This window comes from Paraburkholderia sp. BR10872 (assembly GCF_040965835.1).
In the GTDB taxonomy this organism is placed as follows: domain Bacteria; phylum Pseudomonadota; class Gammaproteobacteria; order Burkholderiales; family Burkholderiaceae; genus Paraburkholderia; species Paraburkholderia nodosa_A.
Genome location: NZ_JBFRCN010000011.1, coordinates 89,806 through 116,098, shown reverse-complemented (window position 1 = coordinate 116,098; position 26,293 = coordinate 89,806). Strand labels below are relative to the sequence as shown.

Genomic DNA, 26,293 nt, shown 5'->3' with positions numbered 1-26,293 from the left:
CCTGCCCTCCAATATGTTTGCCAGGACATTGCAGGTCCACGTGCAGTCGGTCGGCAGCGGCATGTGATCCAAAAGCGGTAAGCGCCCCGCCTTCACACTTCCTTCTGTGGTACGCGCACACTCGCGACTGCGCGCCTGGCATGCGACTCCGCCATGACACGCTCTCTACCGGGACACCAGCAAAGACTGTTAATGACATTAGATTCAATATTGATCGTTATGTCAATTATTCGCAAGAAACTCGACCCTCTCAAGAAATCAATTTTCTGAGTGTCTGCTGCATCATTGGTGTTCCCGGACAACCTGTGGGCGAGTGGCACTGCCTTCACTAACCTCGAAAAACGCCGCGGCGTGATCGATAAACGCTCTAACCTTCGCTGGCAACATCGCGCGCCCTATATACGCCAGCCGGACCTCCGCCGCGGTATCCGCGATCTCGAAGTCTTCCAGCAGTCGAATGAGTCGTCCCGACTTGATGTCTTCTTCCACGAGCGCGATGGGAAGCAAACCGATGCCCAATCCCTCCAGAATGACGTCGCGGTTAAAGATCGGATTGTTCGACGATATCTCGTAGTTGATCGGGACGGCGATCTTCTCCTCTCCTGTCCGAAACGTGACAAACGGCTTGTGCATTGACGGCGGAACCGTCACGAATGCATGTTGCTCGAGATCAGCAGGATGCCGTGGCCGAGGATGCGTGCCAAGGTAAGCTTCCGTTGTCACGATGACGAGCGGTAACCGCTGCAGAAGCCGTGTCACTGCCAGATCCGTCGCCAGCATGAATGGCAGCACGATACCCAGATCGTAACCGTCGGCCGTCAGGTCAACTGGCCGCTCAGTCAGCGTGATATCGAGAGTGACATTTGCGTGTTTCCGTCTGAACGACGCAATCAACGGCGGCAGCCACGTCAGGGCGGCCGTCGTGTGCGCAACCAGTCGTAACACTCCCGTCGGTAGCCGGCCGTGGTCCGCGGCGCTCGCTTCCATGCAATCCAGATCGTCGAGGACGCGGCAACACCCGTCGTAGAAGCACTCCGCAGCTTCCGTCAACGAAAATTGTCGAGTCGACCGGTGAAACAGTCGCGCCCCGAGGCGCTTTTCCAACGACGCAATCGCACGGGAGACGACCGAGGGTGACAGGCCCATCATTTCGCCAGCTCGCCGAAAGTTTTTGACTTCGACGATGGTGCGGAAAAGGCGCAAACTTTCGATATATTCCATCGTTGAGATAAACCAGGTGTCTCTGTTACGGCATTGCCGGTCGCGCTGAGGACATCGTCTTGTGACGTCTGAATCGCGAACCGATGACTACGGACCGCGAACCTGGCCTTTGACCGTCTGCGTGTTGCACATCCTGACGAACTGAAGCCCATCAGACAGGCTCATCAGAGCGACCGCGAACGCATCAGCGCCTCCAGGCCATAGCCTGTCGGCATCAGGCACGAACGTCCGCAAGCAGTTGCTGATATGGAAGAGCGTCTCGTGCCGCAATACATCAAGACGCTCCCCGAACAAATTATCTTGACGCGCGAGAAGTTGCGCTTCGATCCAAAGGGGGAAGCAATCGCTGTCAAATTCCCCATTGCCGTAGCAGGCGATCGCGCGTGCCAGCATCTCTTTGGGCGTGCCGCCCATTTCAATGAAGGCCTGCATGTTCTCGCGGGCCAGAACTGCGTCGCGCTGCAACAGCTCAACCAGCACGTCCCGTTTGCCGCGGAAGTTCGAGTAGAAGGCTCCGCGTGTGTAACCCGCCGCCCCGGCAATGTCCTCCACGCTCGTAGCGGCCACGCCCTTCTCAAGGAAAACGGTTCTCGCAGCGTCAAAGAGGCGCTCGCGGGTCTGCCGCTTCCTTTGTGCGTGTGTCAAACGTTCGTGCTTCATGATGTAGCGCTGGCGAGCGACGCCTTCTGCGTTCACCGGAACCGAGGCGCGCCAGCGGCGGGTTCTCAATGAGTCAACACACGTTCGGATCGCTCTATTTGTATATTACACTCACTTCTGATTTTTTAGTCAATTATAAAATTGAGGGCGTGAGCGAAAGAGATAGTGGCGTCAGGCGGCCTCGACTTCATTGGTCGACCGGGCGAGTTCGATCTCGCCCAGATAGACGCTTTCGCCCAGCTGACAGTCACGCGACGCATCGCCGAAGTCATGGCGTACCTCGATTCGATAGCGCCCGCTGTCTTTGGCCAGTCCTGCGAACCGAAAGTCGCCAAACGCGTCGGTGACGGTATCGGCAACCTTCTGGCCGCCCGTATACAACGCGACTGCGGCCGAAGCCACGCACTCGTCTACCTGCCCCACCCGTGCGCTGACGCTGCCGCCAATAAAGCAGGTATCCCAGCGTTCGAGGCCGCGATACCACACCCGGGGCTTTGTCTTGAGTTTGGGCTCCAGAACCCTGAGCCCTTCGCGTCGCGCTTTGTGTGCCATTGCAGCGTCATCGAGCCTGATGGTTTCGAAAACACCGGTAGGACATGACTGCCCGCATCGCGGCTGTTGCCAACCCTCGTCCAGCAGATGCGCGTCGAAGATCCAGATCTGTGGCAGTTGCAGTGCCTCGTTCCAGACGATCGCCCTGTACGGACAGGCTTTCACGATGTCCTTTCTGCCCCTGGCCTTCTCTGGATCGATGATGACGATACCGTCGGCGCGTTTGCGGATCGCATCGCCACCCACTCGCATGCATGGCGCGTCGTCACAGTGATTGCACATGACCGGCAGGTACGTCGTCTCGACCATGTGCGAGTCGCCCTGGACCCGGCGCAGGATGCGGATGGGGCTTTCGGCATCGACCGCTGCGGGTGCCGCGTACCCGGGAAAGTCGTTGCCCACGTGCTCGTCTCTCGCAGCGATCACGCAGTTCTGGCAGTTCTCACATTGCCCGACGTTGATAACCAGATTCCACTTGCTCATCGTGTGCTCCTCATGCTGCGCGGCCGAGCATGAACGCGTCGGCGCCTTTCCACTTTTCGACCTGCACGAGGCATGAATTCGGGCTCATACTGCTTGTCCCGGCCGTCTGGGGCCGATCAGGCGTCAGCATGTTCATGCAGCCGCCGATCTCGACACGCTCACCGGCGATTTCGATGAGCTGGAATTCAGCGCTCGCCTCGTATGACTTCACGACGCCGACGGCCACCAGTGGCGACACGTCAGCCGCACAAATAACCGCGCCGCGGTCGTTGAAGACCTTGACGAGATCGCGATGGGCAATGCCCCGGGCCGCCGCGTCGGCGGGGCCGAGCCGCAGCAGCCAGAAGCGATGCCCACCGATCAACGCGCGATGATCGTCGATGCTGTTGACCGACGAATGCTTGCCGTCGCAATGAGTGTGGAAGCTGTACCGGCTATGAGTCGCAATCAGTTGCAGCGGATAGCGCTGGGCCAGCTCGCTGCGCAGCCCCTCCCACGACGGGATATACCGGTTCAGCGGCGGCCGCTCGGGGTTGTCGGCGGTGTGCCGCTTCAGCAACTCCGGCACGAACTCGAGCTTGCCGCTAGGCGTCTGCAACCCCATGCCGAACTTTTCGGCGTATTGCGAGGGCATCGGATGCGGTTCCTGCAGATCCTTGCGACGACCTTCCGCGAACCAGCGCATGTCCACCGGATGGCGCAGTTCGGGCTTTTCGGGCGGGACGACAAAATAGCCTTTGCGGCAGAAGTTGCGCCATGAAATGTGATCCGGCAGATCCGACGATTCGAATACCCTCTTGACCCAGTCGAGTTCGCCGCATCCTTCGGTGAACACGCCGCCGAGCCCGAGACGGGTCAGAATCGCTGTGAAGATGTCATAGTCGGAGCGGGACTCGCCCAGCGGCTCGATGCATTTGTGTTGCATCATCACCATGCGGTGATTGACGGTGTTGAAGCCGTGATGCGCATACCCGCCCGAATTCGACCATTCGCCAATATCCCATCGTTCCAGGGACGTGCACGCCGGCAGAATGATATCGGCGAACTGCGCCTCGCCCTCCATCCAGATCGACTGATTGACCACGAACTCGATGCTGGGGTGCCGGTAGGCGTCGGCCCAGCGTCCGGATTTCGTGACCGTGCTGAAAGCAGATCCGCCATAGCGATAAATCATGCGGATCGGCGAATAGCCGGGCATTGGATAAGTAAACGGCGCGAACTGCGCTTCCTGAGACATACCGTCCCACAGGTATCCCGTTGCATGACCGTTGATGATGGCGTCGGGTAGCTGCTGCCGCGGAACCATCTGCTTGACGGGATTCATGGTCAGAATGTGCGGCATTCGCTGATAGTTGTTCACCGCATTGGCGGTCCACGCGAGATCACCGGACATGCCGCCGTCCGCGTAGCCCGGGAAATAGAAGTGCAGGTCGTGCGGAGCGCCGAGCTCCAGACATCCGAAATTGACGCCCGGTTTGCCCCATCCCTGCATGGCCATCATCATGATCATGCAGCGCGCCCACTGCGCCCCGGTCGCGCCGCGTCCTGCGCCGCCGAACCCCGCACCTGTCATACCGACCGCGAGATAGACCTTCTTCTTTCCCCAGAGGCGCGCGAGCGCCCGCACATCTTTCGCCGGCACGCCAGTCTCGGACTGCTGCCATTCGGGAGTCTTCGGGACCCCATCGGATTCCCCCAGCAGATAGGCGCGCCACTCATCGAAGCCGGTCGTGCGGGTCGCAACGTAATCCTCGTCGTACAGACCCTCCACGACCCAGACGTGCATGATGGCGGTCGCGAGGGCCGCGTCGGTTTGCGGACGCACGGGAATCCAGCGCCCACCCAGCAACTGTGCGGTCGGATTGCAGTGCGGATCGATGTGAACAAACTCGATACCCAGTTCCTTGGCCCATAGCCGCCGCGGCGTGCCCTCGAATCCCGCATATGCCCCGTTGGTGCTTTCCGGGTCGCACGACCAGAAGACAATCATTTCCGCTTCCCTCAGGCAGTCTTCGATGCCGCCATAGCCTGACGGAACGCCCACGCGCATCGAATTGCCAAAGTGATGCATCGCGCCCCAGTACCATCCTTCCCAGCTATCCGGGTTCGCAGCCACCCGGGTGAAGCCAATCAGGTTGGCAAAGCGCGTTAGCGCGCTCAGGTAGTAGCCGACATTGCCCCACTGGTGATGAGACGACATCGGGAACGTAATCGAACCGGGACCGTGAACGCGTTTTTGCCGGTTAATTTCTTTGGCGACGATGTCAAGGGCCTCGTCCCAGCTAACGGGTACATAGCCCGACTTGCCGCGGTTCTGCGGATTGCGTTCCCCGTCGGGATCGAAATCGACCCGCTTCAATGGACGAAGAATGCGCTTGTCCGAATAGACAAGCGACTTGATCGCCAGCGCGTGCGGCGCAACGAGGCCTCGCCGTGGCGGGCTGAAGCGGCGCCCGCGTGCCTCTATCTCCCAACTGGCAGCATCCTTGTCGTCCAGATCGACAGGCGTCACCCGAACGATGCGATCCTCCTTGACGTAGACGAACAGCGGCCCGCCGTTCGTACAGGTGGTGTACCGGCGCGTGCCATCTCGCATCGGCGTGCCCATCGGCAGGCCGATGGTTTGCATCATGCTGAGCGTCTGCATGAACCACACCAGCAGTTCATCGTCGCCCTCCGTCACGACTTTGAAGTTCTTCGCCGCATGAATAATGTCGGCATGATCCTGGCGCGGAGAAAGGAACTCGAGGGCCGTGGCGACGTCCTTGAACAGCATGCTCACTTCCGCATCCTGATACGAGCATGCTCGCGACCGGATGCGACCGTTCCTGATCTCAATGAGGCGACCGAGGCTCCGATCCATCAACCCGATCCAGGCAACCAGGTCTCGCTCCTTGAGGCGTTCACGATAGTCGGGGAAGCGGCGCGCCGTCAGAGCGAGTACCTTCGGCAGCGCGAACAGAATCGATTTGAGTACTTGTCGCTTCATCGTTTCATCCGGAATGACACATCGCTGCAGGGAGAAAAAACAAACGCATGCTTGACCGTAGCTACGTCCAGACACGCGTCAACTGCTTGAACCGAAGGGTCGCTTTCAACCTCTGTGCTGTGCATTGAAATCTCTAATGGTGAAACTCTGCCACCCTCGCAGGCGTCCGCGTGGGACGTCGCTCGTGTTCGGTTAGAACGTGTAGGCGACATTCAGGAAGACATTGACGGGATTGATCCGGATCGTTGACCGGGAAACGATTTGCGTCCCGTTCGCCGTCGTCCCGTCCAGTGTCAAGTGAGTCTTTACGGGAACGTAACCGACACTGGCTCCAACGGACCAGTGGTTTGAAATTGCGTAGTACGCACCGAGTTCGAATACCGGATTCCATGACGAACTGAGTGATGCGTGCGCAGACCCGCCTGGACCGAGGCTGTCAGTGACAAACTGACTGTTGGTCGTGCGAACCTGTGTGAACCAGGTGTAGTTCACGCCTACCCCGACAAAAGGTCGGAATTTCGATTGGGCGTCGAGCAGGTGGTAACGAAGAACGATAGCGGGCGGCATCGGCCGCGTCGAGCCCAGGGTGCCATACTTCGCGAGCGCGCCATCACCGTCCAGATTCACTGTCAGCGGGAGCCCGATCAACGTGGCAACGCCAATGTGATCGGTGACGTAGTACTCGGTCGTGATCCCCAGCGTATCCGTGGGCGTCGCGTGCGCTCCGGAACCCGGTAGCTGCTGATTCACCGTCATTCCGCCCACGCTTTCCACGGTGAGCGGCGTTGCGCTGCTTTGCGGCGCGACGTGAAGCCACCCTGTCGCCACGGTAAAGCTCCCAGCGGTCTGGGCGTTTGCAGTAACGGCAAGCGCAGCCGAGCAGATACAAACCGCCAGACCGGCGCAGCGAATCGTTCTCCTGTCATTCCTCACGTGTCTTCTCCTGTCTCTTAGGCCGGGATTTTTTGCTCGCACAGTTGTCACGTTCCGCTCAAATGAATGAACGGCACTGCGTTGTGTCGGCATTCATCTGTTTTAATCACAACCGGTAATGTCCGGCCAGTGTGTTATGTAGTCCTGCTAAGTTAAATGGGACCATTCTCTGACCTCTCCGATCTTTCCCTCCTTAGCGCTGCCTTCTGAACCGAAACAGAAATCGTCCAGTTGCAGGGTCCGCGGTCTTTCTTGCTGTTAGCGTTGCCTTATGATCGTCAGGCCCCTCAGTAAACGCGCAGCGTATGCGCGTGAACGCGCTTAGCGTGTCTCGATCTGCTTAGTGCTCTTACTGTCGCCTGCCAGACCTGCCGACGCAGACAGCGAAAAGGAGAAAGGAAAACGCCCTAGCGTAGTGCGCGCTAGCTCTTCTGATTCGGCACCGGGGAGATCGACGTGAACTGCAATCCCACGTGACGTGTCATCTGCAACGTTCACGGTCGCATTACTGACGCCAGCCTCGACGAGTGCCGACCGTAACGCGTCTGCCACTTCTCTGCGCTTCAGCGCCGGCTTGAATATCTTGCCGACGGCCGTCAGCGGCATCGAATCGACGACCCGTATGCCCTTCGGAAGCGCGGCGCGCTCGTTGATCCCGGCACGCAGAAACTCGGCAAGCTCCGCTTCGGTTGCGGCGACGCCGGGCTTGAGCTGGACATAGGCGACAGGCAGCTCGCCCGCGTGCATATCGGGACGCCCCACCGCAGCGGCAATCTGGACTGCCGGATGACGATGCAGTGCTTCCTCGATTGCCACAGGGTCGATATTGTGTCCACCTCGGATAATCAGTTCCTTCTTCCGCCCGGTGAGCCAGAAGTATCCGTCGGCATCACAGCGCCCCAGGTCTCCAGTATTGAGCCAACGTTCGCCGTCGCCGAGGTCTGTCCAGATTCCGCTGTCCTGCTCGGGCCTGGAATAACCAACAAACACATTTGGCCCGGAAATCACCAACTGGCCGACTTCATCGCCCGCGCAGTCCCGTACATACCGTCCCGCTTCGTCCACCATCACGGCCTTCATTGCCTGGCCAGGCAGGCACAGACCAATCGAGCCCACCCTGCGCTCTCCAAATGGCGGATTGACGCTGCTGACGCAGGCGCCTTCAGTAAGCCCGTAACCTTCCAGGATGCGAATCCCTGTACGAAGCTCGAAACTGCGAAACAGCTCGACCGGCATCGGCGCGGCGCCGCACAGGCCATACTCGAGCGAGCTGATATCGTTCTCTCCAACTGGAACCTCCAGCAGCGAACCATAGAGCGTCGGAACAGCGCTGAAGAAGTTAATGCGGTAATGCTCGACTATTTCCCAGAAGCGCTTCACAACGCCCTCACCCCGATAGCCTTGCGGCGTGCCGAGGACGACGTGGGCACCACGCGAAAACGCCAGCAGTCCTGTCACCATCACAGCGTTGACGTGAAAAAGTGGCAGCCCGCAAAATATTGTCTTACCCGGGCCGATGGTTTCGCCAAAGAATTGCCCCGCATTCCATGCATTGGCCACTTCGTTGTGATGCCGGCGCATGGCAATTTTCGGTAGTCCGGTGGTGCCGCCCGTGCAGAAGCAGGACGAAACATCATCGATGCTCGGTCGACGTGAGCCGTTGAGCACGACCCCGGACTCGCTCGAGTGAGCGGACGCGAAATCGTGAATCCGAAGCTGCGCCGGAACCACGCTTCGCATACCACCCTCGCCATGCAGCCTGGCGTTCTCACCACGCTGCAGCATCCGTGACGCAAATCCCCTTTCGCCAGGAATCCGGTCGGCCAGGTTGACGAGCACCAGGTCCCGCAATGCGGGGACGCAATGCAATACCGGTTGCACTTTTTGCCACAGTTCAGTCCCAGCCCCAGGAAATGGCGCGAGGGTGACGAGCACACTGGCGCCGGAGGCATTGAGCAGTTCGCCTATTGCATCGCTTTCGAGCAGCGGATTGATCGCGCAGACAATCCCCGCTGCTTCTCCTCCCCAGATCACGAAATGCGTTTCCGGGAGATTCGGCAGCAAATAGGCAATGACCGTGTCCTTTTGCACGCCCAGTCGCGAAAACATGTTGGCAGTGCGCGTGATATCTCGCACCAGTTCGCCGTACGTCCAGCACTCGGGGCTGCCATAGTCGTCGGCTGTCAGGAAGAAAGAGAGCGCGGGCGCCGATGGATTGATGGCGGCGCCCCGGCGGATCATTTCGTAGGTACTCGACGGAAGATCAGCCAGTTGCCCCTGTGCTTCGACAGCAAGGACGTCCTGCGCGTTCGCGACGTCTTTCATGCTGCCTCTTCGACAACGAGGTTACGTTGCGTGCCCAGATTGATGGAGCGGTCGTAGCTGACGATCTGTGCCTCGACAACGTCCCCGATCTGAAGGTACTGCGGCCTGTCCTCCTGCATCTTCAGGAAAAGCCGCCACTTCTCCGCTTCAGGCAACTGCGCGGCAGCGCGTTGCTTCTCAGGTGAAGGAATGCTCAGTGCACAACCGGAGGGCGTACCCGTTGCGAGCAGGTCACCGGTGCGCAGGTCCTGTACGCCAGACAGCTCAGACAGTGTCTCTGCGGGGCCATAGACCAGCCCGGCAGTCGTGTCATTCTGGCGCACGGTTCCGTTGACTGTCAGCGTCAGCACGAGCTCTTTCAACTTTGGCATGTCTTGCTTCTCGAGCAGGCAAAGATAAGGACCGACAGGACCAAAGGTCCGGTAGCTTTTGCCCTTGTAGAACTGCATCTGCGGAATCTGGATATCGCGCGCGGAGTAGTCGTTGACGATCACCGCCCCGGCAATGTACTCATGCAGGTTTTCGTCGGTGATCGTTTCACGGGACGTGATATCGCGTTTGAGGACGAGTCCGAGCTCGATCTCATAGTCGAGGAAGCGCACCGCGTCTGGTTTCACGACGGCCGAGTTGGCCGCAACGATGCAACTCGTTGCCTTCGTGAAGATCATGTTGAATTTCTTCACGTCCGGGTCCATGCCCGACTCGATCATATGTTGGCGATAGTTCGCGCCTTGACATATGAACTGCTGGTCGGTGGTCACAGGCGATAGCCACTGTACTTTTGCTTCGGGAATCGACGGTCCGTTGAGCGTCATAAGCCGCTCTACCGGATTGGCTGCGATAAATGCGCCTGTCGAGCTGAACTCGCCGGGAATCGGCGTGATGACGCCATCCGCGACGACACCCCACTGGGCGCGCCCATCATGAAGGTAATGCAGGACGTGAATTGCCATTGCAGAATGCTCCGGAGTCTGTGAATAGGGTGTGATTCAGGCAAAAAGCTTTGCCAGCGTCCGCAACTTGCTCAGCGTCAGGTCAGGGCTGCGGCGTAGATTTCTGACAAGCGCCACCATGCTCGCGAACGTGAACCTGGGTTTCGTGAAACTGCGCGGCATGGTTGGCCCCCATTGAGCCATCGCCTCGCGGCTTACGGCGTGAATGCCGGTCGGCTCGTTGGCGGTGAACAGGTCGCCGTCGCAGTAGTGTTCGTGCTTGTCGCCCCACGGGTCCTGCCAGTAGTCGAAAATCTGGCTGCCGAGGATATGTCGGCCGATACCCCAGGCGTGCGTCCAGCCCTTATCGCGCAGTACGCGCTGCCCCATACCGACCGCGTCCGCGTCGATGAGCTCGTACGCGCTGTGGCTGTACGTCGCCGCAAAGCCCTGGGCAAGCGCAAGTGTGTGATGATCGGCCGGCCTGTCGCCGAGATCCAGGCGCATGAACGCGACAGCCGGCGACCCGTCGGGAAGCACCTGGACATCGCTCGGGATAAAACCGAAATGGCGCGTGTACCACGCACAAGTCTCCTGATAGTCGGCGAGTTCGAGCACGACATGCCCCAGCCGGATGACTTCCGGGGCATTTTCGGGCGGTCGCTGCGTACCGTTGACCCGGACGGTGGCATCGACGGAATTGAAGGGCAGCGGTAGCCGATGCGGCAAGCTTGACGCTGGCGCCTGGCCCCATACCGCTTCGATAGCGAACCCGGACGGGTCCGTGAGTCGCACCACGTAGCCGCCGCCCGGCAGCGCAGAGCGTTCGACCTCCGATGCATCAGGCAGCTTTGCGAGCGCATCGAGCTCCGCCCGGCCGCCGACTTGCAAGCCAAATCCGACAAACCGCGCTTTCGATGCCCTACGCACTACATAACAAAAATGCGAAGGTCCGGTGCCGCGCAAAAGCAGCATCGCCTCGTCCCGCGATACGGTTTGAAGCCCAAAGTCATTGAGAAAACGCTCGGCTTGCTCGAGATCTGACCGATCGAATACCAGATAGGCCAATGCGGTCGCCTTCGCCGTCGGATGGGGGTGACGAGCCGGTTGTGAAGTAGTCAGTTTCATGGCGGAACGTAATCAGGCGGTTGCGGTGGCCGATGCGGATTCGAGAGATGTCGCGCCGACGGTGCGATAGAGCGGAACGCCAGCCGCTGGATCGCTGGCGGCCTTCCACGGGCGGCAATTCACCGACGCGCAATGGATAGCGGGTCCCGGTGCCGGGATGGGCAGACGGATAACGTGATGCAGGCCGCCTGGCGCGGCGCCATGTCTGATTGCTGTCTCCACAGTCACTCCATCAGTTCTAGTTAGATCGGTCTACGAGGCCGTTGATGACATTAAACTCATGACTGATCGTTTTGTCAATATAGACGTTCGAATCTATACTGCGGAATATGACCAGATCAGGATCCATCATGACGACCACGACAAATCGCCGGGCAGTCAAACGTGCCACGGTTGCAGCATCCGTCGCCCCTCCCCCCCTTGTCGAAGAACGGGAGCCGCGCGGTGCACGCCGCAAGCGTGAGACGCGTGCCCGTCTGCTCGACGCCGCCCTGAGGCTGATGGCGGAAAAAGGCATGGAGGGCGTGGCGATCAACGAAATCACCGAGGCCGCCGACGTGGGCTTCGGCTCGTTCTACAACCACTTCGAATCGAAGGAAGCGATCTACGCGACGCTCGTCGACAACGTTTTCGAAGAGTTCGCGAACATGCTTGACCGCCTTTCGGTGGGCATTTCCGACCCCGCCGAGGTGGTCGCGGTCTCCGTGCGCCATACGGTTCTGCGCGCGCGCACTGATCCTGTCTGGGGACGTTTTCTGATACGCGAGGGTTTTTCTGCCCGCGCGATGAGTCGCGGCCTCGGCCAGCGGCTGCTGCGCGACATCGGCAGTGGCATTGCGGCCAAGCGGTTCGCCGTTGCCGACCCCTTTATCGGCTTTCTTGCCGTGGGCGGAACGGTTCTCTGCGCCATCGCGGCCGAACTGAACTTCGTTGTGCCGGGCGCAAGCGCCGCGGGCGTGCTGAAGGAGCTCGGCTTCAGCGGCGAGCACTTTCCGGAGCGCACGGCCGCGATGTTGCTGCAAACGCTCGGGCTAAAACGCGCGGAGGCGGAAAAGATCGCCGCGCGCCCATTGCCCGTCGTGGACGAAGCTGTCGACGAAAACTGAGATCGGTAAGCCGAACAGCTAGCGCTCGAAGCGCGCAGCTGCCCCGTTGGCTGCCGTTTGCGGGCTGTCCCCGGATTGCGGGCAAGCGAGCGGCGTCTTCTCCGCTCCGCGCGATGCCCCCGCAGTCAGCAATCGACTGCCAGTCGGCCTCGCAGCGAGGCCGCGCACGACCTCGGCAATTTGCCCGGCGACGGCGCCTATCGCATGACGATGGCCGACCACAATCGCCTGATATCCATCCGCCACGGGCTCGCTCACGACGCTGTGACAGGTCAATGTATCGGCGCCTGGCGACGTGCGCACAGCCCATACGACGTCAACCAGCACATGTGAGCCAGGCCAGGATTCGAAGCGCTGGACGTCGACGGCAACCTGATACACGGGGCTGTCCTCATCGCGCATGACCGTCTGTGCGCCCGCACCGCCGGCCTGCTGGCTCACGCCCGCAATCAGCGCATAGCGGAGTTCGTCCGGCAGGGACGACGCCCAGCGATCATCCTCCAGCACCTTGACCTGTGTTGCGTCGACCTGCACCACGAGCTGACTTCGCGCGACGGCGGCCGGCACCCGAACCGGGCGTATATCTATCCGCAACGAAGGGCTTGCTTTGCTGCTCGCCATCGTCTGTGGCGCGTCCGGTCCGAGCGTGTAATAGCGCGTAGCCGGCGAAGCACACGCCGTCAGAACGGCCAGGCCAATGGTGCTCACGGTCTGCGCCATCGCGCGCCACGAGGCGGGTTGCATCAGGTTCATGGCGTGTCTCCCTTCTTGCCGAACAGCAGTGCCTGCGGATGACGCTCCAGGTAATCGGCGAGCGCATTGAGCGACTGCAGCGTGCGCGTTAGCTGCTGCATCGCATCCTGAACATCCGACTGCATCGGCGCGGCTTCGCGCAGCGTCGATTCCGCGGTGCTGAATGTCTTCTGGGCCGCAGCCAGCGTGTCACGGGCTTGCGGTACGACTTCCGTGTCCATGTGCCCGAACAGCCGGTTGGCGTTTTCCAGTGCGCCATTCAGGTTGGCGCCGATCCGGTCGAACGGCACCTGGTCCAGCTTTCTGGCGATGTCCGCCACCTGCACCTGGAGTTCGTCGAGCGTATTCGGTACTGTCGGAAGTTCGATTGGACTGCGACGCACATCGACGCTCGCGCGAGGCGCCTTCGGGAACATGTCAAGCGCAACGTAAAGCTGGCCCGTTATCAGACTCCCGGTCCGTAGCTGCCCGCGCAGGCCCTCCATCACCAGGTGCTCCAGCAATTCGTGACCGCCTGGCGTGTCCGGCGCGGGCAGCGCGTCGCTGGAGCGCCGGCTGAGCCGGTCCGGATAAAGTGCCATCGACACCTTCATGCTGAAGCTCTTTTGCGCGTCGTTGTACTCGATGCCAATGTCGGTCACCTGCCCCAGCACGATCCCGCGCAGATCGACGGGTGCCCCGACGGACAACCCGCGCAGCGACTGATCGAAGCGCATCACCACATTGAGCGGCTGGCCGTCTGGCTCGCGCATGGCGTCGGCTTCGTCCGCGGCAAGCCGGAACACGGCCTTGTCGGCAGCGGGCTCGCCGGCGTCCTGCCCCGCCGGAGACTGAAACGCCAGGCCGCCGACAACGACCGTCGCCAGCGACTGCGTATTGAGCTTCAGACCGCTCGAATCGAGACGCAGATCGACGCCGCTCGCATGCCACCACCGCGTATTGGCACTGACGTAGCGGTCAAACGGCGCATTGACGAAGACATTCACGATGACCCCTGCACCGCCGGGATCGAGCGAGAATCCGACCACCTGACCTGCCTGGATACGATGGTAGAAGATGGGTGCGCCGATATCGATCGAGCCCAGCGACTCGCCCCGTAGCGTGTACTGATGCCCCGGCTGTCCGGTCGTGACGATGGGCGGGTTCTCGAGACCCAGAAACGCGGTCTGGCTTGTGGTCGAGCGCCCGATGTCCACGCCGATATACGCGCCCGAGAGCAACGTGCCGAGGCCCGAGATGCCGTTTGCGCCGATGCGCGGGCGCACCACCCAGAACCGCGTGCCTTGCGTCGCGAATTTCCCGGCGTCCTTGTCCAACTGGACGCTCACGAGGACGCGCCGCAAATCGCCAGACAGCCTGATGCCTTGCACCGTACCGATCTCGACGTCCTTGTACTTGACCTTCGTCTTGCCGGCTTCCATGCCCTCTGCGCTATTGAAAGTGACGGTTACGACGGGTCCCTTGTCGGCAATGGACCTGGCCACCAGCGCAACACCGATCAATGCGGAGATGAGTGGCACCAGCCAGATGAGGGATGGCAGCCAACGTTTGCGCGGCTTGAGTTCAGGAGGAGATAGATTGGAAAGATGCATCGTTCGAAATCGGTTTCAGGAATTCCGGTGTGTGAGGAGAGGCGCAGCCAGCGCTTCATCGTTCATCGTCGAGACGGGAGACAGCGCGGCATCCGCGTTGTCCCAGATGAGGCGCGGATCGAACTGATGCGACGCGAGCATGGTGAGGATGACCACCGCGGCGAAAGCGAGCGCGGCGGGCCCCGCAGTAACGACGGCAAACGAGCCGAAATGCACCAGCGTTACCGTCAGGGCAACGACAAAGACATCGAGCATCGACCATCGGCCAATGCGCTCGACAATCCGGTACAGACCTGCCCTTTCCCGGGCGCGCCATCCGGAACCTCGATGGGCGGCAACCGTGAGTAGCGTGAGAACCACCAGTTTGAGCATCGGCACCAGAACGCTGGCGACAAAAATGACGATGGCGAGTGGCCAGTCTCCAGACGTCCAGAAGTACGCGACTCCACCGAGGATGGTGTCATCTTCCTGACGGCCCAGTGACGTCGCGTGCATGATGGGCAGCAGGTTCGCCGGAATATAGGCAAGCGCGGCGGCAAGAAGCAGGCTGACCGTCCGTGTCAGGCTTTCCGGCCGGCGTTCATGCAGCATGTGCCGGCATCGCGCGCAGTGCTGGTGGATCTGACTTTCGCCACGCGTCTGAACGAGACCGCAGGCATGACAGCCGACGAGTCCAGCACGTTGTGCCGTGATGGCGGACGACGCACCGGCCTTGCGCATTCGCACTGGACGCGTGAAACGCCCACGGCCTGAACTCACTCGTGACCAGCGAACCCGGGCCATTCGAGAAAGCGAAATTTCGTCACGGACGGCCCAGAGCCCGCTCGGGTCAAACGAGGCGACTATGCCCAGCATGACGGTGAGCGCGCCCCATGCGAACAGTCCAGGCCCAGGGACCACCTGGGCGACGGTGACCATTTTTACGATCGTCACCAGCACGCCGAGCATGAACACTTCAACCATGCCCCATGGGCGGACGAGTTGCACGACGCGCAACATCCCGTCGAACCGCGGCGCAAGCTTGCCGAGCCGAAGCGGCACCAGTACATATAGGAGTGCGAGCAGTTCGACCAACGGAAAAAGCATCGACGCGCAGAACACCACCGTCGCGACGACACGCATGTTGCCCGTCCAAAGCGTATGCACTGCGCCAAACAGCGTCGCCTCCGACGTCATGCCGTTGGCGTGCAGTTCGATCACGGGAAAAGACTGCGCTATGCAAAAGGTGATCAACGCGGCGAGCGTCACAGCGCAGATCCAGTCGAGCGACAGTCCGGCGCCAGGTAGCGCTGTCAGGTTCGCGCCACAGCGCGAACAGGTAGCGCGGTAGCCGCTGACACTGCGAGGTTTGCGAAACAGAAGATCGCATTCGTGGCAGACAATCAGTCTCTGATATTCCATGGAGAATCTAGCGGGAAATGCGGTTGCCTCCGCTGGTGCAACGCCTGCTTGCGGCGCTTGCCCCAGCGGGAACGATCGACTGGCCGTTATCACGAACACGCATTCATTGCGTAATCGCTGCCGTCTGCTGGGCGGCTGGCAATTCACCCATCGACTGGAACAGCGCTGCCGTATCGCTCATGCGCTGACCTGTGGCGCGCGTGGCGGCGATCTGCGCGTCGAGATACCGTGATTCACTGGCATGTGTCGCAGCCGAAGGCAGCGCACCCAGGCGATGGCGCGACGCGGTATCGTCGAATGCCGTGCGAGCGGCGTCTGCGGCTTCGTCCGTCGAGGCCAATGTCTGCGCGTCGTTATCCAGTGCAGCGAGCGAATTCGCCACGTCCTGGAACGCAGACAGCACGGTCGCCTTGTAGTGCAGCACGGCGGCGTCGTACGCGTCGATCGATGCGCGGCGCTGCGCGAACAGCGCGCCACCATGAAAGATGGGCTGCGACAGGCTGGCGCCGATAGCCCACAGTCCGCCCGCGCCGGAAAGCAACATCGGCCAGCTGAACCCGCCGCGGCCCATTGAGCCCGTCAGCGAGAGGCTCGGAAAGAGTTGGGCCGTCGAGGCGCCCACATCCGCGGCAGCCGCCTTGACGGCAGCGTCCGCTGCCTGGATGTCTGGGCGCGAGCGCAACAGGTCCGACGGCACGGCGACGGGCACCTGCCCGGGCAGCGACAGGCTGTCGAGGGCCGGCACGCTCGGCGCGTTGTCCGGCGTGCGGCCCATCAGCACGGCGAGCGCATGGATCGCGCACGCGCGTTGCTGGCGCAGCGGCGGCAACGTCGCCGCGATGGCAGCCGCGTCCTGTTTTGACGCAAGCGCCTGTGCGCGCGAGACGGAGCCTAGCGCGTAGCGCTGCTGGTCCTCATGCGCAGCATCGTTGGACACGGCAACGAGCCGTTCGGTAAGTGCGATCTGCCGGTCGAGCGCCGCCACATTGATAGCAGTGCCGACGATGTTCGCGGCAAGCGCGCGACGCGACGCCTCCAGCTCATAAGCCTGCACATTCACACGGGCCGCGCTCGCGGAGTTCGTGTACCGCGTCTGGCCGAACAGGTCGAACGTGTAATGCGCAAACAGCTGTCCGGCAAAAAAATTGTATTGGACCTGCTCGGGCCCAAGGCCCGGCACCACGGCCGTACGCGCGCGCTCGACCTGCGCGGCGCCGTCGATCGACGGCAGCGTCGATGCGCCGACCTGTGCGCGCAATTCCTCCTGCGCGGACGCGAGCGTACGCTGCGTCGCCGCGAGGGTCGGGCTGTTGTGCAATCCTTCGTCAACGAGTGCATCCAGGTCGGAGGACCCGTAGAGCCGCCACCATTGCGAGCCAGGCGTCGCGCCGATTTCGAAGGTCTGCGCAACACCACCTGCGGACACTGTCTTCGCCGGCTGCGCGTCGGCACCGTAATGCTCGGGCGCCGGCATGGCCGGTGGCTCGCCGCTCGGCCCGAACGAGCACGCCGTCATGGCGAGCGCCATAGCCGCGGCAGCCACGGATGTCTTGTAAGTCAAACTCATGATCAACCCTCGGTATGCTCGACGACGACCTGTTGCGCGCCGCGCTCGTCACGATGGACCCTGAAGCAGGTCGCATAGAGCGCGGGCAGGAAAAACACCGTCAGCAATGTGGCAACGGTGATGCCGCCCATGAGCGCGGTCGCCATCGGTCCGAAGAATCCGGAGCGAAGCAGCGGAATCAGTGCGAGCACGGCGGCGGCTGCCGTCAGCATGATCGGGCGGAAGCGCCGCGCGGTCGCCCCGATGATGGCGTCAAAGCGCGCGTGCCCCGCTGCGATGTCCTGATCGATCTGATCCACCAGAATCACGGAGTTACGCATGATGATGCCGAACATCGCGATCACGCCCAGCAAAGCGACGAAGCCAAACGGCTTGCCGAAAAGCAGCAGGGCCGCTACCACGCCAATCAGGCCCAGCGGCGCGGTCAGCACGACGATGAACGTGCGCGCGAAGTTCTTCAGCTGGATCATCAGAAGCGTCAGCACCGCGATGATCATCAGTGGCATTTCCGCGTTGATGGACGTCTGGCCCTTGACGCTTTCCTCGACCGCGCCGCCCACCTCGATGCGATAGCCGACCGGCAATCTGGCGCGCGCAGCGGCAAGCGCGTGCTCGATGTTGCGCGTCACGTCGATGGCCTGCGCGTCGCCGCGCACGTCAGCCTGCACGGTGATCGTCGGCTGGCGATCGCGTTCCCAGATCACGCCGTATTCGAGCCCGTCGCGCACATGGCCGAGCGAGCCGAGCGGAACCGGGCCGTTCGGTGTGGGGACGGCGAGGCTCGTGAGCTTTGCAGGATCGACGCGCTCGCTTTTCGGCGCACGCAGATCGACATCGATCAGCTTGTCGCCCTCGCGATATTGCGTGACCGTGTAGCCGGACAGCGTCATCGCGAGGAAGCTCGACACGTCCTGCGACGTCACGCCGAGCTGGCGCGCGCGGTTCTGGTCGATCTCAAACGAGATTGAGCGCTCGGCCGGCTCATCCCAGTCGAATTGCACGTTGCGCGTACGCGGGTCGGCACGGACCTGCTCCGCGACCGTCTCGGCGATCGAGTGCACCGTTGCAATGTCGTCTCCGCTCACGCGGAACTTGATCGGGAAGCCGACGGGCGGCCCGTTCTCGAGTCGTGCGACACGCGTGCGCTCGCCGGAGAAGTCCATTTCCAGTTTCGCGTCGAGCCAGTGCATCAGCTCCTCACGTGCCTCGACGTCCTTCGCGGTGATGACGAACTGTGCGAAGTTCGGCTGTTGCAATTGCTGGTCGAGCGGCAGATAGAAGCGCGGCGCACCGGTGCCAACGAAGTCGACGTAATGATCGATGCCAGGCCTGCCGTGCAGGACTTTTTCGAGGCGTTGCGCTTCACGCAGGGTGGCCTGATACGAGGCGCCTTCCGGCAGCCTCAGATCGACCAGCAGTTCTGGCCGCTCGGAGTTCGGGAAAAACTGCTGCGGCACGCGCGTGAACGCAATCATGGCAAGCGCGAACAGGCCGCCGGTGACGCCGAGCACGACCCAGCGCCGCTCGATGCACCATGACACCCAGCCCGACAGGCGGCGGTAGAAGCCCGTGTCGTACACCTCCTGCTCATCGCCATGGCCCGCGCCAGCATGAGCCTTGCGCTCGGGCAGCATATGAAAGCCCAGCAGTGGCACCAGTACGACCGCGGCGAACCACGAGACGATCAGCGCGATGGCCGACACCTCGAAGATCGAGCGGGTGTACTCACCCGTACTCGATTTTGCGAGCGCGATCGGCAGGAAGCCCGAGACCGTTACCAGGGTGCCGGTCAGCATCGGAAACGCGGTGCTCGAATAGGCAAATGCTGCCGCGCGCATCCGGCTCCAGCCCTGCTCCAGCTTCACCGCCATCATTTCGACCGCAATGATCGCGTCGTCGACCAGCAGCCCCAGCGCAAGCACCAGGGTGCCGAGCGACACCTTATCCAGACCGATGCCGAACAGATGCATGCACAGCGCTGTCACGGCAAGCACGATCGGAATCGTGATCACGACCACCATGCCGGTTCGCAGACCGAGCGACACCAGGCTGACGACGAGCACGATCGCCACGGCTTCTCCGACCGAGCGCACGAACTCGTCCACGGAGTGCTTGACGGCGTGCGGCATGCTCGAAACCGGCACGAGCTTTAGCCCCGCCGGCAGCGTTGCCTGCAGTTCGGCCGTCTTCGCGTCGAGCGCCTTGCCAAGGTCGATCACGTCGCCGCCCTTTTGCATCGTAATGCCGATGCCGAGGACTGCCTGGCCAACCGCACGCATCTGCGTGACGGGCGGATCGTCGTAGCCGCGTTTGATGCTCGCGACGTCGCCAAGGCGGAACGTCCGCTTGTTGACCGTGATCAGCATGTCCGCTAGCGCCTGTTCGTCCTTGAATGCGCCGCTTGGGCGCACGAACACGCGATCATCCGCCGTCGTGAAGGTGCCCACCGGCGCGACGGTATTCTGCGCGTCGATGGCCTGAGCCAGTTGCTGCGGCGAGATCGACAGGCTCGTCAGCCGCGCGTTCGAGATCTCGACAAAGATGTGCTGATCGGGGTCGCCGAAATAGTCGACCTTGGCGACGCCTGGGACGCGCAACAGCACCGTACGGAGCTTGTCCGCGTAGTCGTGTAGTTGCGCGGCAGAGAAACCATCCCCTTCGAGCGCGTAGAGGTTCGTGTAGACATCGCCGAACTCGTCGTTGAAGAACGGCCCGACGGTTCCCTTTGGAAGCGTTGCCGCGATATCGCCGACTTTCTTGCGGACCTGGTACCACGTCTCCGGGACTTCCTTGACCGGCGCGGAATCCTTCATCGCGAAAAAGATCATCGACTCGCCCGGCCGCGAGTAACTCTTGATGTTGTCGACATAGGGCGCAGCCTGCAACTGACGGCCGATGCGATCGGTGATCTGCTCCTGCACCTCGCGTGCGGTCGCGCCCGGCCAGTAGGTCTTGACGACCATCGTGCGGAACGTGAACGGCGGGTCTTCCGATTGCGCGAGGTGCACATAGCCGATCACACCGAAAAGCGTGGCGAGGCCGATCAGGAAGATCACGAGCTGCTGATGCCGCAGCGCCCAGGATGAGAGATTGAAGCCGGTTGCGTCGGCGGCTTCCTTGCCGGGAGCGCTGACGGGCGCGCTATGGCGGGTGTTTTCATGGTCGCGGGCGTTCATGTCGTGGGGTCCTCCTGACGCAGCGGAGGCACCACCTGCACATGCTCTCCCGAACTCACTGCATGCACGCCTTGCAACACGACCCGGTCGCCATCGTGCAAACCGGAAGCGATCGACACCGTGCGTTCGTCGAATCGATCAATCGTGACGGGGCGCAGCTCGAGCGTGTCGCTATCTTTGCGAACGACCCATACGGCAGCGTTTTCACCCTGATGGAAAAGCGCAGTCACCGGCAGCGTGTACGGCACGCTCGCAGCATCATCGGCTGCGACAGCGAAGCTCACGTTCGCCGTCATGCCGAGGCGTACTTCGGGACCCGGTGCGGTCAGGGTCAGCTTGATTCGCCACGTGCGGCTTTGGGAATCCGCGGCAGCGGACACCTCGCGCACGGTTGCATCGAACGACTTGCCGGGAAGCGCCGGCAACGACACGCGCGCCTTGTTGCCGACACTGAGCGCGTTGACCGTGCTTTCTGGCGCGTCGCAAACGATGTCTACATCGCCCGTCCAGTCGAGGTGGTACACGGCCTGGGTGGCCTGCACGTTCTGCCCGGTATCGACGTCTTCCGAGGTGATGACGCCATCGTGATCGGCCGTTAGTGTCGCGTAGCGCAGATGATCCGTCGCAAGCGCCATCTGCGCGAGAGCAGAGGTTCGCTGTGCGAGTGCGGAAGCATAGGCGTCCTGCGATTGCTCCAGTTGCGCGGTTGCGATGAGGTTCGCGCGTGCCTGTGCCTCATCGCGGTCAAGCTGCTGCTTCGCAAACACAAGGCGATGCTCCGCCGCATCGAGCTGCGCGCGCGCGTTGACGAGGTTGTTCTGCAGATCGGTCGGATCGAGCAGCGCGACGACCTGTCCGGCCTTCACCGTGTCGCCAATGCGCACGCGCCGTTCAATGACCTTGCCGCCGACGCGGAATGATAGCGGCGTGGAATAGCGTGCCTGCACCTGCGCCGGCAGTGACGCGCTAGCCACATGTCCGTCTGGATGAACAGCGCGTGCCACCACCGGCTTGGGCTCCGGCACGACGGCTTCTCGCTGATGGCATGCGCCAAGGAGGATCGCGCTGCACGCCGCGATGACAACGGGCAACCGGTGCGTCGGCTGGAACAGGGAAGAAATCGAGGGGCGCGCCTGTTTCGGCGCGACGGGTCCGGAAAGTTTCACGATGTTCAAAAGGCAGGTGATGAATCCAGGTGAAAAAGTCATCCGCGCGGACAGATGAGACGGTGCTTCCGCCATGCCCTCCGCACGGATGACATTAGACCCATAACTGATACACTTGTCAACTATGAGACGTACATCTAAAATATGAAGAAACTGCGAATTGGGAGGCAGGATTGCCAGATGTCCCTAACCTGAGTGCGAGGCATCGGCCACCGATCAAGGGGCCGGGCGCGAGCCGCGCGCCGATGACGGGGCAATCGCCCCGTCGAGCCCGACGCAAGCACGAGACGCGTGTCCGGCTGCTCAACGCCGCATTCGTGCTGGTAGCGGAAAAGGGAATGGACGGCGTTACGATCAGCGAGATCACCGAGGCCGCCGACGTGGGTTTCGGCTCTTTCTACAATCACTTCGACTCGAAGGAAGGGATCTTCGCTGCTCTCGGCGACTGGCTTTTCGACGAATTCGGAAAGACGCTCGATCACGTTGTCAGCGGACTCTCCGACCCGGCAGAAGTGATCGCCGTGTCGGTACGCCACACGCTCATGCGCGCCTGCCGTGAACCGGTCTGGGGACAACTGCTGATACGCGAAGGGCTGTCCGCGCGCGCGCTCAGCAGGGGGCTTGGTCAGCGGCTATTGAGAGATACTGCGAAAGGGATTTCAGAAAAGCGCTTCACGGTGGCCGATGTCTTAATGTGCGTTATTTCAGTGATTGGCACTGTGCTCGCTGCGGTCGCTGCTGAGCTTGACCTGTCAGGGTCACCCAAGCCGGCGAATCGTGCGCGCAAGGTCCTCCGGACTCGAGCCGAACAGTTCGCCGAGGACACAGCGGCCATCGTTTTGCAGGCGTTCGGCCTCAAATACCTGGAGGCGGAGAGGATCGCCCGGTGCCCACTGCCCGCAACGTCACAGAACGTGATCGACTGACGGGAAGTGGCACTGCGCCAGGCCATCAATGCATACGCCCGCTCTTTAGCCCCAGCAGACGCTCCAGTGCCAGCAACGCGTCGCCCAGCACGTCAATAGCACTGTTGGGCGTGGACGCCGTCGCAGCACTGCGAAGCGCCTCCTGAACGATCTGATGGACGTTTTCCGGTTTCGCCTTACCGCTCCTGGCGATCAAATACTTTTCCACTAGTACTCCTATAGGTATAACGATAGGTGGCGCTGGAAAGTATATGTGCGTCAGACGTTGAAACGACGAACGCAATTGTTTGTTGTCGCTTCGCGAACCAACGGCCGCAGACTTAAGTCTGTTCACAATTGATCCCCGGCCTTAACGCGGTTCAACAACCAATGTCGTGCCCACGCCAGCAGTTCTTGTCGCATACGGGTGAAAGCCGCCTTAAAAATCTACTTAATTAATCGTTTGCAAATTTTCATGTAAGCAAGCCCGTCCTCACTGAACCAAGGAAACGCCTACTTAACCAACGTTGTTGCGGTGGCGCAACTCGTTATGGAAACGAATACGTATGCCGGTCGTCTCGCCACCGGTCGCAAAGTCAAATCGCCGCTCAATTGCTGCAATTTGATGAAGGAACCCATTCTCTTGCAGCACTTATTTTCAAGGGCGATTCGGCTTCTGCGCCGGACGCGGCTATAGACTGGCGCGATCGTTTCTCTCACGTCATCGAGTGGCATCTCATGAAGAAGATTTCCATTGCCGTCGCCGTTTGCGCAGCATCTGCAGCGTCCGCGGCCAGCGCTCAGAGCTCGGTCACCCTGTACGGCCTGATCGACGCGGGCATCTCCTATACGAACAACGTCCAGAACGGCGCGCCCAGCCATGGCAGCTCGCGCGTCGCACTCGCGAGCGGCAATATCAGCGGCAGCCGCTTCGGCCTGCGCGGCAGCGAGGACCTGGGCGGCGGTCTGCATGCGATCTTCGTGCTCGAAAACGGCTTCAACGTCAACAACGGCACACTCGGCCAGGGTGGTCGCATGTTCGGCCGTCAAGCGTTTGTCGGCCTGACCGGCGATCAATACGGCACCTTGACGATGGGGCGCCAGTATGACTCGATGGTCGATTACGTCTCGCCGCTGTCCGGCACCGCGGGCACGTTCGGCGACTCTGGCTTCGCGCACGTGTACGACAACGACAACCTGCAACATACTGTCCGCTTCAGCAACTCGGTGAAGTTTGCCAGTATCGACTACGCCGGCTTCAAGTTTGGCGGCATGTACGCATTCAGCAACAGCACCAGCTTCGCCGTCGATCGTGCGTACAGTGCTGGCGCGAGCTACAACAACGGCCCGCTGCGACTGGCAGCGGCCTATCTCCAGATCAACGGCTCGGCAGCGGCGAGCACCCCTGCCGGAACAGCGAACCAGAACGTTGCGGCCGACCCCAGCGAGTTCAAGGCGACCGCGGGCGGCGGCAACCTGACGGCGAATGTGCAGCGCACGGTCGGTGCAGGCATCGGCTATACGTTCGGCCCGGCGGCGGTCAACTTCGTCTATACGCACAGCCAGTACCAGAACACGTCCGCGTTCGGCCTGAACCCGGTGAGCGGTTCGACTCACTTCGACAACTATGAACTGAACGTCAAGTACGCACTCACGCCGGCGCTGAATCTTGGCCTCATGGATACTTTCACGGACGGTCATCTGAACGGAGTGAGCAAGTCGAACATCGGCTCCGATCCGAAGTGGAATCAGGTCAACGCGATTGCGCGCTACTCGCTGTCGAAGCGCACGGAAGTGTATGGAGAAGCGATGTACCAGCGCGCGATCGGTCACAACAACGTCGCAGTGATGTACAACGCCGGCGGTTTCTCGGCGACGAGCAATCAGGTGATGGCTGCGATCGGCATGCTGACCCGCTTCTAAGCGGCCGCCAGAACCTTCATACCGCGGCCACCGAGCCGGATTGTTGTACCCGGACTGCGAGACGAGGAATATCGCATTCGGCATTGGCGTAGAACATTGCCCGCCACGTTGGCGGGCAATGTTTTCATCAGCTGCCGCTGCGCACTTACGGTTGCACAAGCTACGAGGTGGAGTCCTTCGGCTCAACTCGAATCGACATCACCGTGGAACCGCGCTGCGGTTCATTGCCCGTTCTGCGCGGACGTTCGTCCTTTGGTGCCATTGACTGGCGCAATGATACCGAAGAGTCCATTGGACTCCTTGTTGGGCCCCGCCGAAAAGTACAGCGCGTCCGGGCTTGAATTGCGCCCGCCTCCGAGCGTCAGCGTCCACAGGCCGTCAATAGCCAGTGGATTGCCGAACTCGTTCTCCAGTTGATCGACGAACGTGCCGTCGTTGTCGAAGACATTGATTCGGCCGTTGCCGAAGTTGCCAACGAGGATCTTCCCGCTGAAGCGGCCGAACGCAAACGACGCTCGCGTTACGCCCCAGGGCGAGTCGAGCGTCCCCTGGCTCGCAAAGCGGCGCAGCAGGTGGCCGTCGGTATCGAATACATCGACGAATCCATGACCGCGGCCTGCAACGTCGTCATGCTTCGGACCGTCTTGCTGCGCATAGGTGACGAAAAGGTCCCCGTCGATGTTCGCGATACCAAACGGGGCGTAGCCGGCCGGCATGTTCGGGTCGGCGAAGCCACCGTCGGTCGTCGCGGGCGTGAACAACCCGTTCGAACCGTTCGGTCCGAATACATCGATCCGGCCCGCACGGAAGTTTGTCGCAAAGAGGAATCCCCCTTGCGCGTTCACTCCGAAGACGAGCCCCTTGTAGACGGCCCCGCTGGCGGCGGAGGGATTGGACGAGTTATCGACCGCGATGACAGCATTGTTCGCCGGATTCAACCCACCGGCCCAGGCGGAAATCGTGCCGTCTTCGGTCGCGAAGATGAATACGGCCGGGATGTTGGTACCTGGGACGAGAAAAGACGACGAAGGATTCCAAACTATCCCCGTGGGTGCCGCGGGCGTGGGTTTCGGTGGATTGTTGGGAAAGACGGGATGGCAGGCGCCGGCCGGTATGACGTTGCCTGGCAGCGGGATGGAGACCTGCAGCGCCACCTTTGTGCCCTGGCCGTCATACAGCGTGGAGCAGCCGGTGGCATTGTCGTTGATCCAGAACGGACTTCCTGCCGGACTAAAGGCGATACCCCAGGCGTTCTGCAGGACCCCGTCGACCTTCGGGGCAGAGCCTGCCAGGTTGGATACAAGCGGTGTGACGACGTAAGCTTCATCGGCAGCAGCATGCCCGATTGTGAAACCGGCGGCTAAGACGATCACGGCCGCCGCTTTGAGACTCCACGAGATCTGAGACATAACTTCCCTCCGCGTCTGACTGGCGAAATATCGCCGCAGGCTAAACGACCGCTGTACTTCAAATATTCCCGC

General features: G+C 61.4%; 19 protein-coding genes. 3 read left to right on the top strand and 16 right to left on the bottom strand.

All coding sequences use genetic code 11. The annotated features are described in order from the left end of the window. Positions 1–282: 282 nt before the first annotated feature. The 8 genes from AB4Y43_RS11865 to AB4Y43_RS11830 all read right to left on the bottom strand — a co-directional run bounded on the left by AB4Y43_RS11865 (position 283) and on the right by AB4Y43_RS11830 (position 11,223). On the bottom strand, positions 283–1,221 hold the full coding sequence (locus AB4Y43_RS11865) for a LysR family transcriptional regulator (protein WP_368727866.1): 939 nt from the start codon (positions 1,219–1,221) through the stop codon (positions 283–285). Between the two features lie 87 nt (positions 1,222–1,308). Then, positions 1,309–1,881 (bottom strand): TetR/AcrR family transcriptional regulator, encoded by a 573-nt coding sequence (locus AB4Y43_RS11860; RefSeq protein ID WP_368727865.1) that lies wholly within the window; start codon positions 1,879–1,881, stop codon positions 1,309–1,311. Between the two features lie 171 nt (positions 1,882–2,052). Further along, positions 2,053–2,916, bottom strand: coding sequence for a 4Fe-4S dicluster domain-containing protein (locus AB4Y43_RS11855; RefSeq protein ID WP_368618421.1), 864 nt, complete (start codon positions 2,914–2,916; stop codon positions 2,053–2,055). 10 nt (positions 2,917–2,926) lie between these two features. Next, positions 2,927–5,905, bottom strand: a complete 2,979-nt coding sequence (locus tag AB4Y43_RS11850; protein WP_069266310.1) for a molybdopterin-dependent oxidoreductase — start codon at positions 5,903–5,905, stop codon at positions 2,927–2,929. A gap of 192 nt (positions 5,906–6,097) precedes the next feature. Continuing rightward, positions 6,098–6,838: an OmpW family protein gene (locus AB4Y43_RS11845; RefSeq protein ID WP_069266309.1), complete on the bottom strand. Its 741-nt coding sequence runs from the start codon at positions 6,836–6,838 to the stop codon at positions 6,098–6,100. A 321-nt stretch (positions 6,839–7,159) separates the two neighbouring features. Further along, on the bottom strand, positions 7,160–9,163 hold the full coding sequence (locus tag AB4Y43_RS11840; RefSeq protein WP_368727864.1) for an acyl-CoA synthetase: 2,004 nt from the start codon (positions 9,161–9,163) through the stop codon (positions 7,160–7,162). Then, positions 9,160–10,116, bottom strand: coding sequence for a fumarylacetoacetate hydrolase family protein (locus tag AB4Y43_RS11835; protein ID WP_069266307.1), 957 nt, complete (start codon positions 10,114–10,116; stop codon positions 9,160–9,162). Before AB4Y43_RS11835 ends, AB4Y43_RS11840 begins: the two co-directional genes overlap by 4 nt. Positions 10,117–10,152: 36 nt before the next feature. Then, a complete protein-coding gene (locus AB4Y43_RS11830) occupies positions 10,153–11,223 on the bottom strand; it encodes a VOC family protein (RefSeq protein WP_368684706.1) in 1,071 nt (356 codons plus the stop codon). A gap of 350 nt (positions 11,224–11,573) precedes the next feature. Between AB4Y43_RS11830 and AB4Y43_RS11825 the strand changes: the two genes are divergently transcribed. After that, on the top strand, positions 11,574–12,329 hold the full coding sequence (locus AB4Y43_RS11825) for a TetR/AcrR family transcriptional regulator (protein WP_368603014.1): 756 nt from the start codon (positions 11,574–11,576) through the stop codon (positions 12,327–12,329). A gap of 18 nt (positions 12,330–12,347) precedes the next feature. Here the strand turns inward: AB4Y43_RS11825 and AB4Y43_RS11820 are convergent, their stop codons facing one another. The 6 genes from AB4Y43_RS11820 to AB4Y43_RS11795 form a co-directional block, all read right to left on the bottom strand. After that, positions 12,348–13,082 (bottom strand): membrane integrity-associated transporter subunit PqiC, encoded by a 735-nt coding sequence (locus tag AB4Y43_RS11820; RefSeq protein ID WP_368727863.1) that lies wholly within the window; start codon positions 13,080–13,082, stop codon positions 12,348–12,350. Beyond that, positions 13,079–14,674 carry an intermembrane transport protein PqiB gene (locus AB4Y43_RS11815; protein ID WP_069266303.1) on the bottom strand — a complete coding sequence of 532 codons (1,596 nt, stop codon included), beginning with the start codon at positions 14,672–14,674 and terminating at the stop codon, positions 13,079–13,081. The genes AB4Y43_RS11820 and AB4Y43_RS11815 overlap by 4 nt, the downstream gene beginning before the upstream one ends. Before the next feature lie 15 nt (positions 14,675–14,689). Then, positions 14,690–16,075 (bottom strand): paraquat-inducible protein A, encoded by a 1,386-nt coding sequence (locus AB4Y43_RS11810; protein WP_368618416.1) that lies wholly within the window; start codon positions 16,073–16,075, stop codon positions 14,690–14,692. Positions 16,076–16,178: 103 nt separating this feature from the next. Further along, positions 16,179–17,642: an efflux transporter outer membrane subunit gene (locus tag AB4Y43_RS11805; RefSeq protein ID WP_368727862.1), complete on the bottom strand. Its 1,464-nt coding sequence runs from the start codon at positions 17,640–17,642 to the stop codon at positions 16,179–16,181. A gap of 2 nt (positions 17,643–17,644) precedes the next feature. Further along, positions 17,645–20,818, bottom strand: coding sequence for an efflux RND transporter permease subunit (locus AB4Y43_RS11800; RefSeq protein WP_368727861.1), 3,174 nt, complete (start codon positions 20,816–20,818; stop codon positions 17,645–17,647). Continuing rightward, positions 20,815–21,993: an efflux RND transporter periplasmic adaptor subunit gene (locus AB4Y43_RS11795; RefSeq protein ID WP_342946397.1), complete on the bottom strand. Its 1,179-nt coding sequence runs from the start codon at positions 21,991–21,993 to the stop codon at positions 20,815–20,817. Before AB4Y43_RS11795 ends, AB4Y43_RS11800 begins: the two co-directional genes overlap by 4 nt. 236 nt (positions 21,994–22,229) lie before the next feature. Here AB4Y43_RS11795 and AB4Y43_RS11790 point away from each other — a divergent pair, with 236 nt between their 5' ends. Continuing rightward, positions 22,230–22,910 carry a TetR/AcrR family transcriptional regulator gene (locus tag AB4Y43_RS11790; protein ID WP_368727860.1) on the top strand — a complete coding sequence of 227 codons (681 nt, stop codon included), beginning with the start codon at positions 22,230–22,232 and terminating at the stop codon, positions 22,908–22,910. Between the two features lie 25 nt (positions 22,911–22,935). Here AB4Y43_RS11790 and AB4Y43_RS11785 read toward each other — a convergent pair whose 3' ends face one another. Continuing rightward, the gene (locus tag AB4Y43_RS11785; protein ID WP_368727859.1) at positions 22,936–23,118 is read right to left on the bottom strand and encodes a hypothetical protein; all 183 of its coding nucleotides are present in this window, start codon (positions 23,116–23,118) and stop codon (positions 22,936–22,938) included. 509 nt (positions 23,119–23,627) lie between these two features. Here AB4Y43_RS11785 and AB4Y43_RS11780 point away from each other — a divergent pair. After that, positions 23,628–24,812 (top strand): porin, encoded by a 1,185-nt coding sequence (locus tag AB4Y43_RS11780; RefSeq protein ID WP_069266297.1) that lies wholly within the window; start codon positions 23,628–23,630, stop codon positions 24,810–24,812. A 221-nt stretch (positions 24,813–25,033) separates the two neighbouring features. Here AB4Y43_RS11780 and AB4Y43_RS11775 read toward each other — a convergent pair whose 3' ends face one another. After that, complete coding sequence (locus AB4Y43_RS11775) at positions 25,034–26,221, bottom strand: TIGR03118 family protein (RefSeq protein ID WP_368727858.1); 1,188 nt, start codon at positions 26,219–26,221, stop codon at positions 25,034–25,036. Between the last annotated feature and the right edge of the window lie 72 nt (positions 26,222–26,293).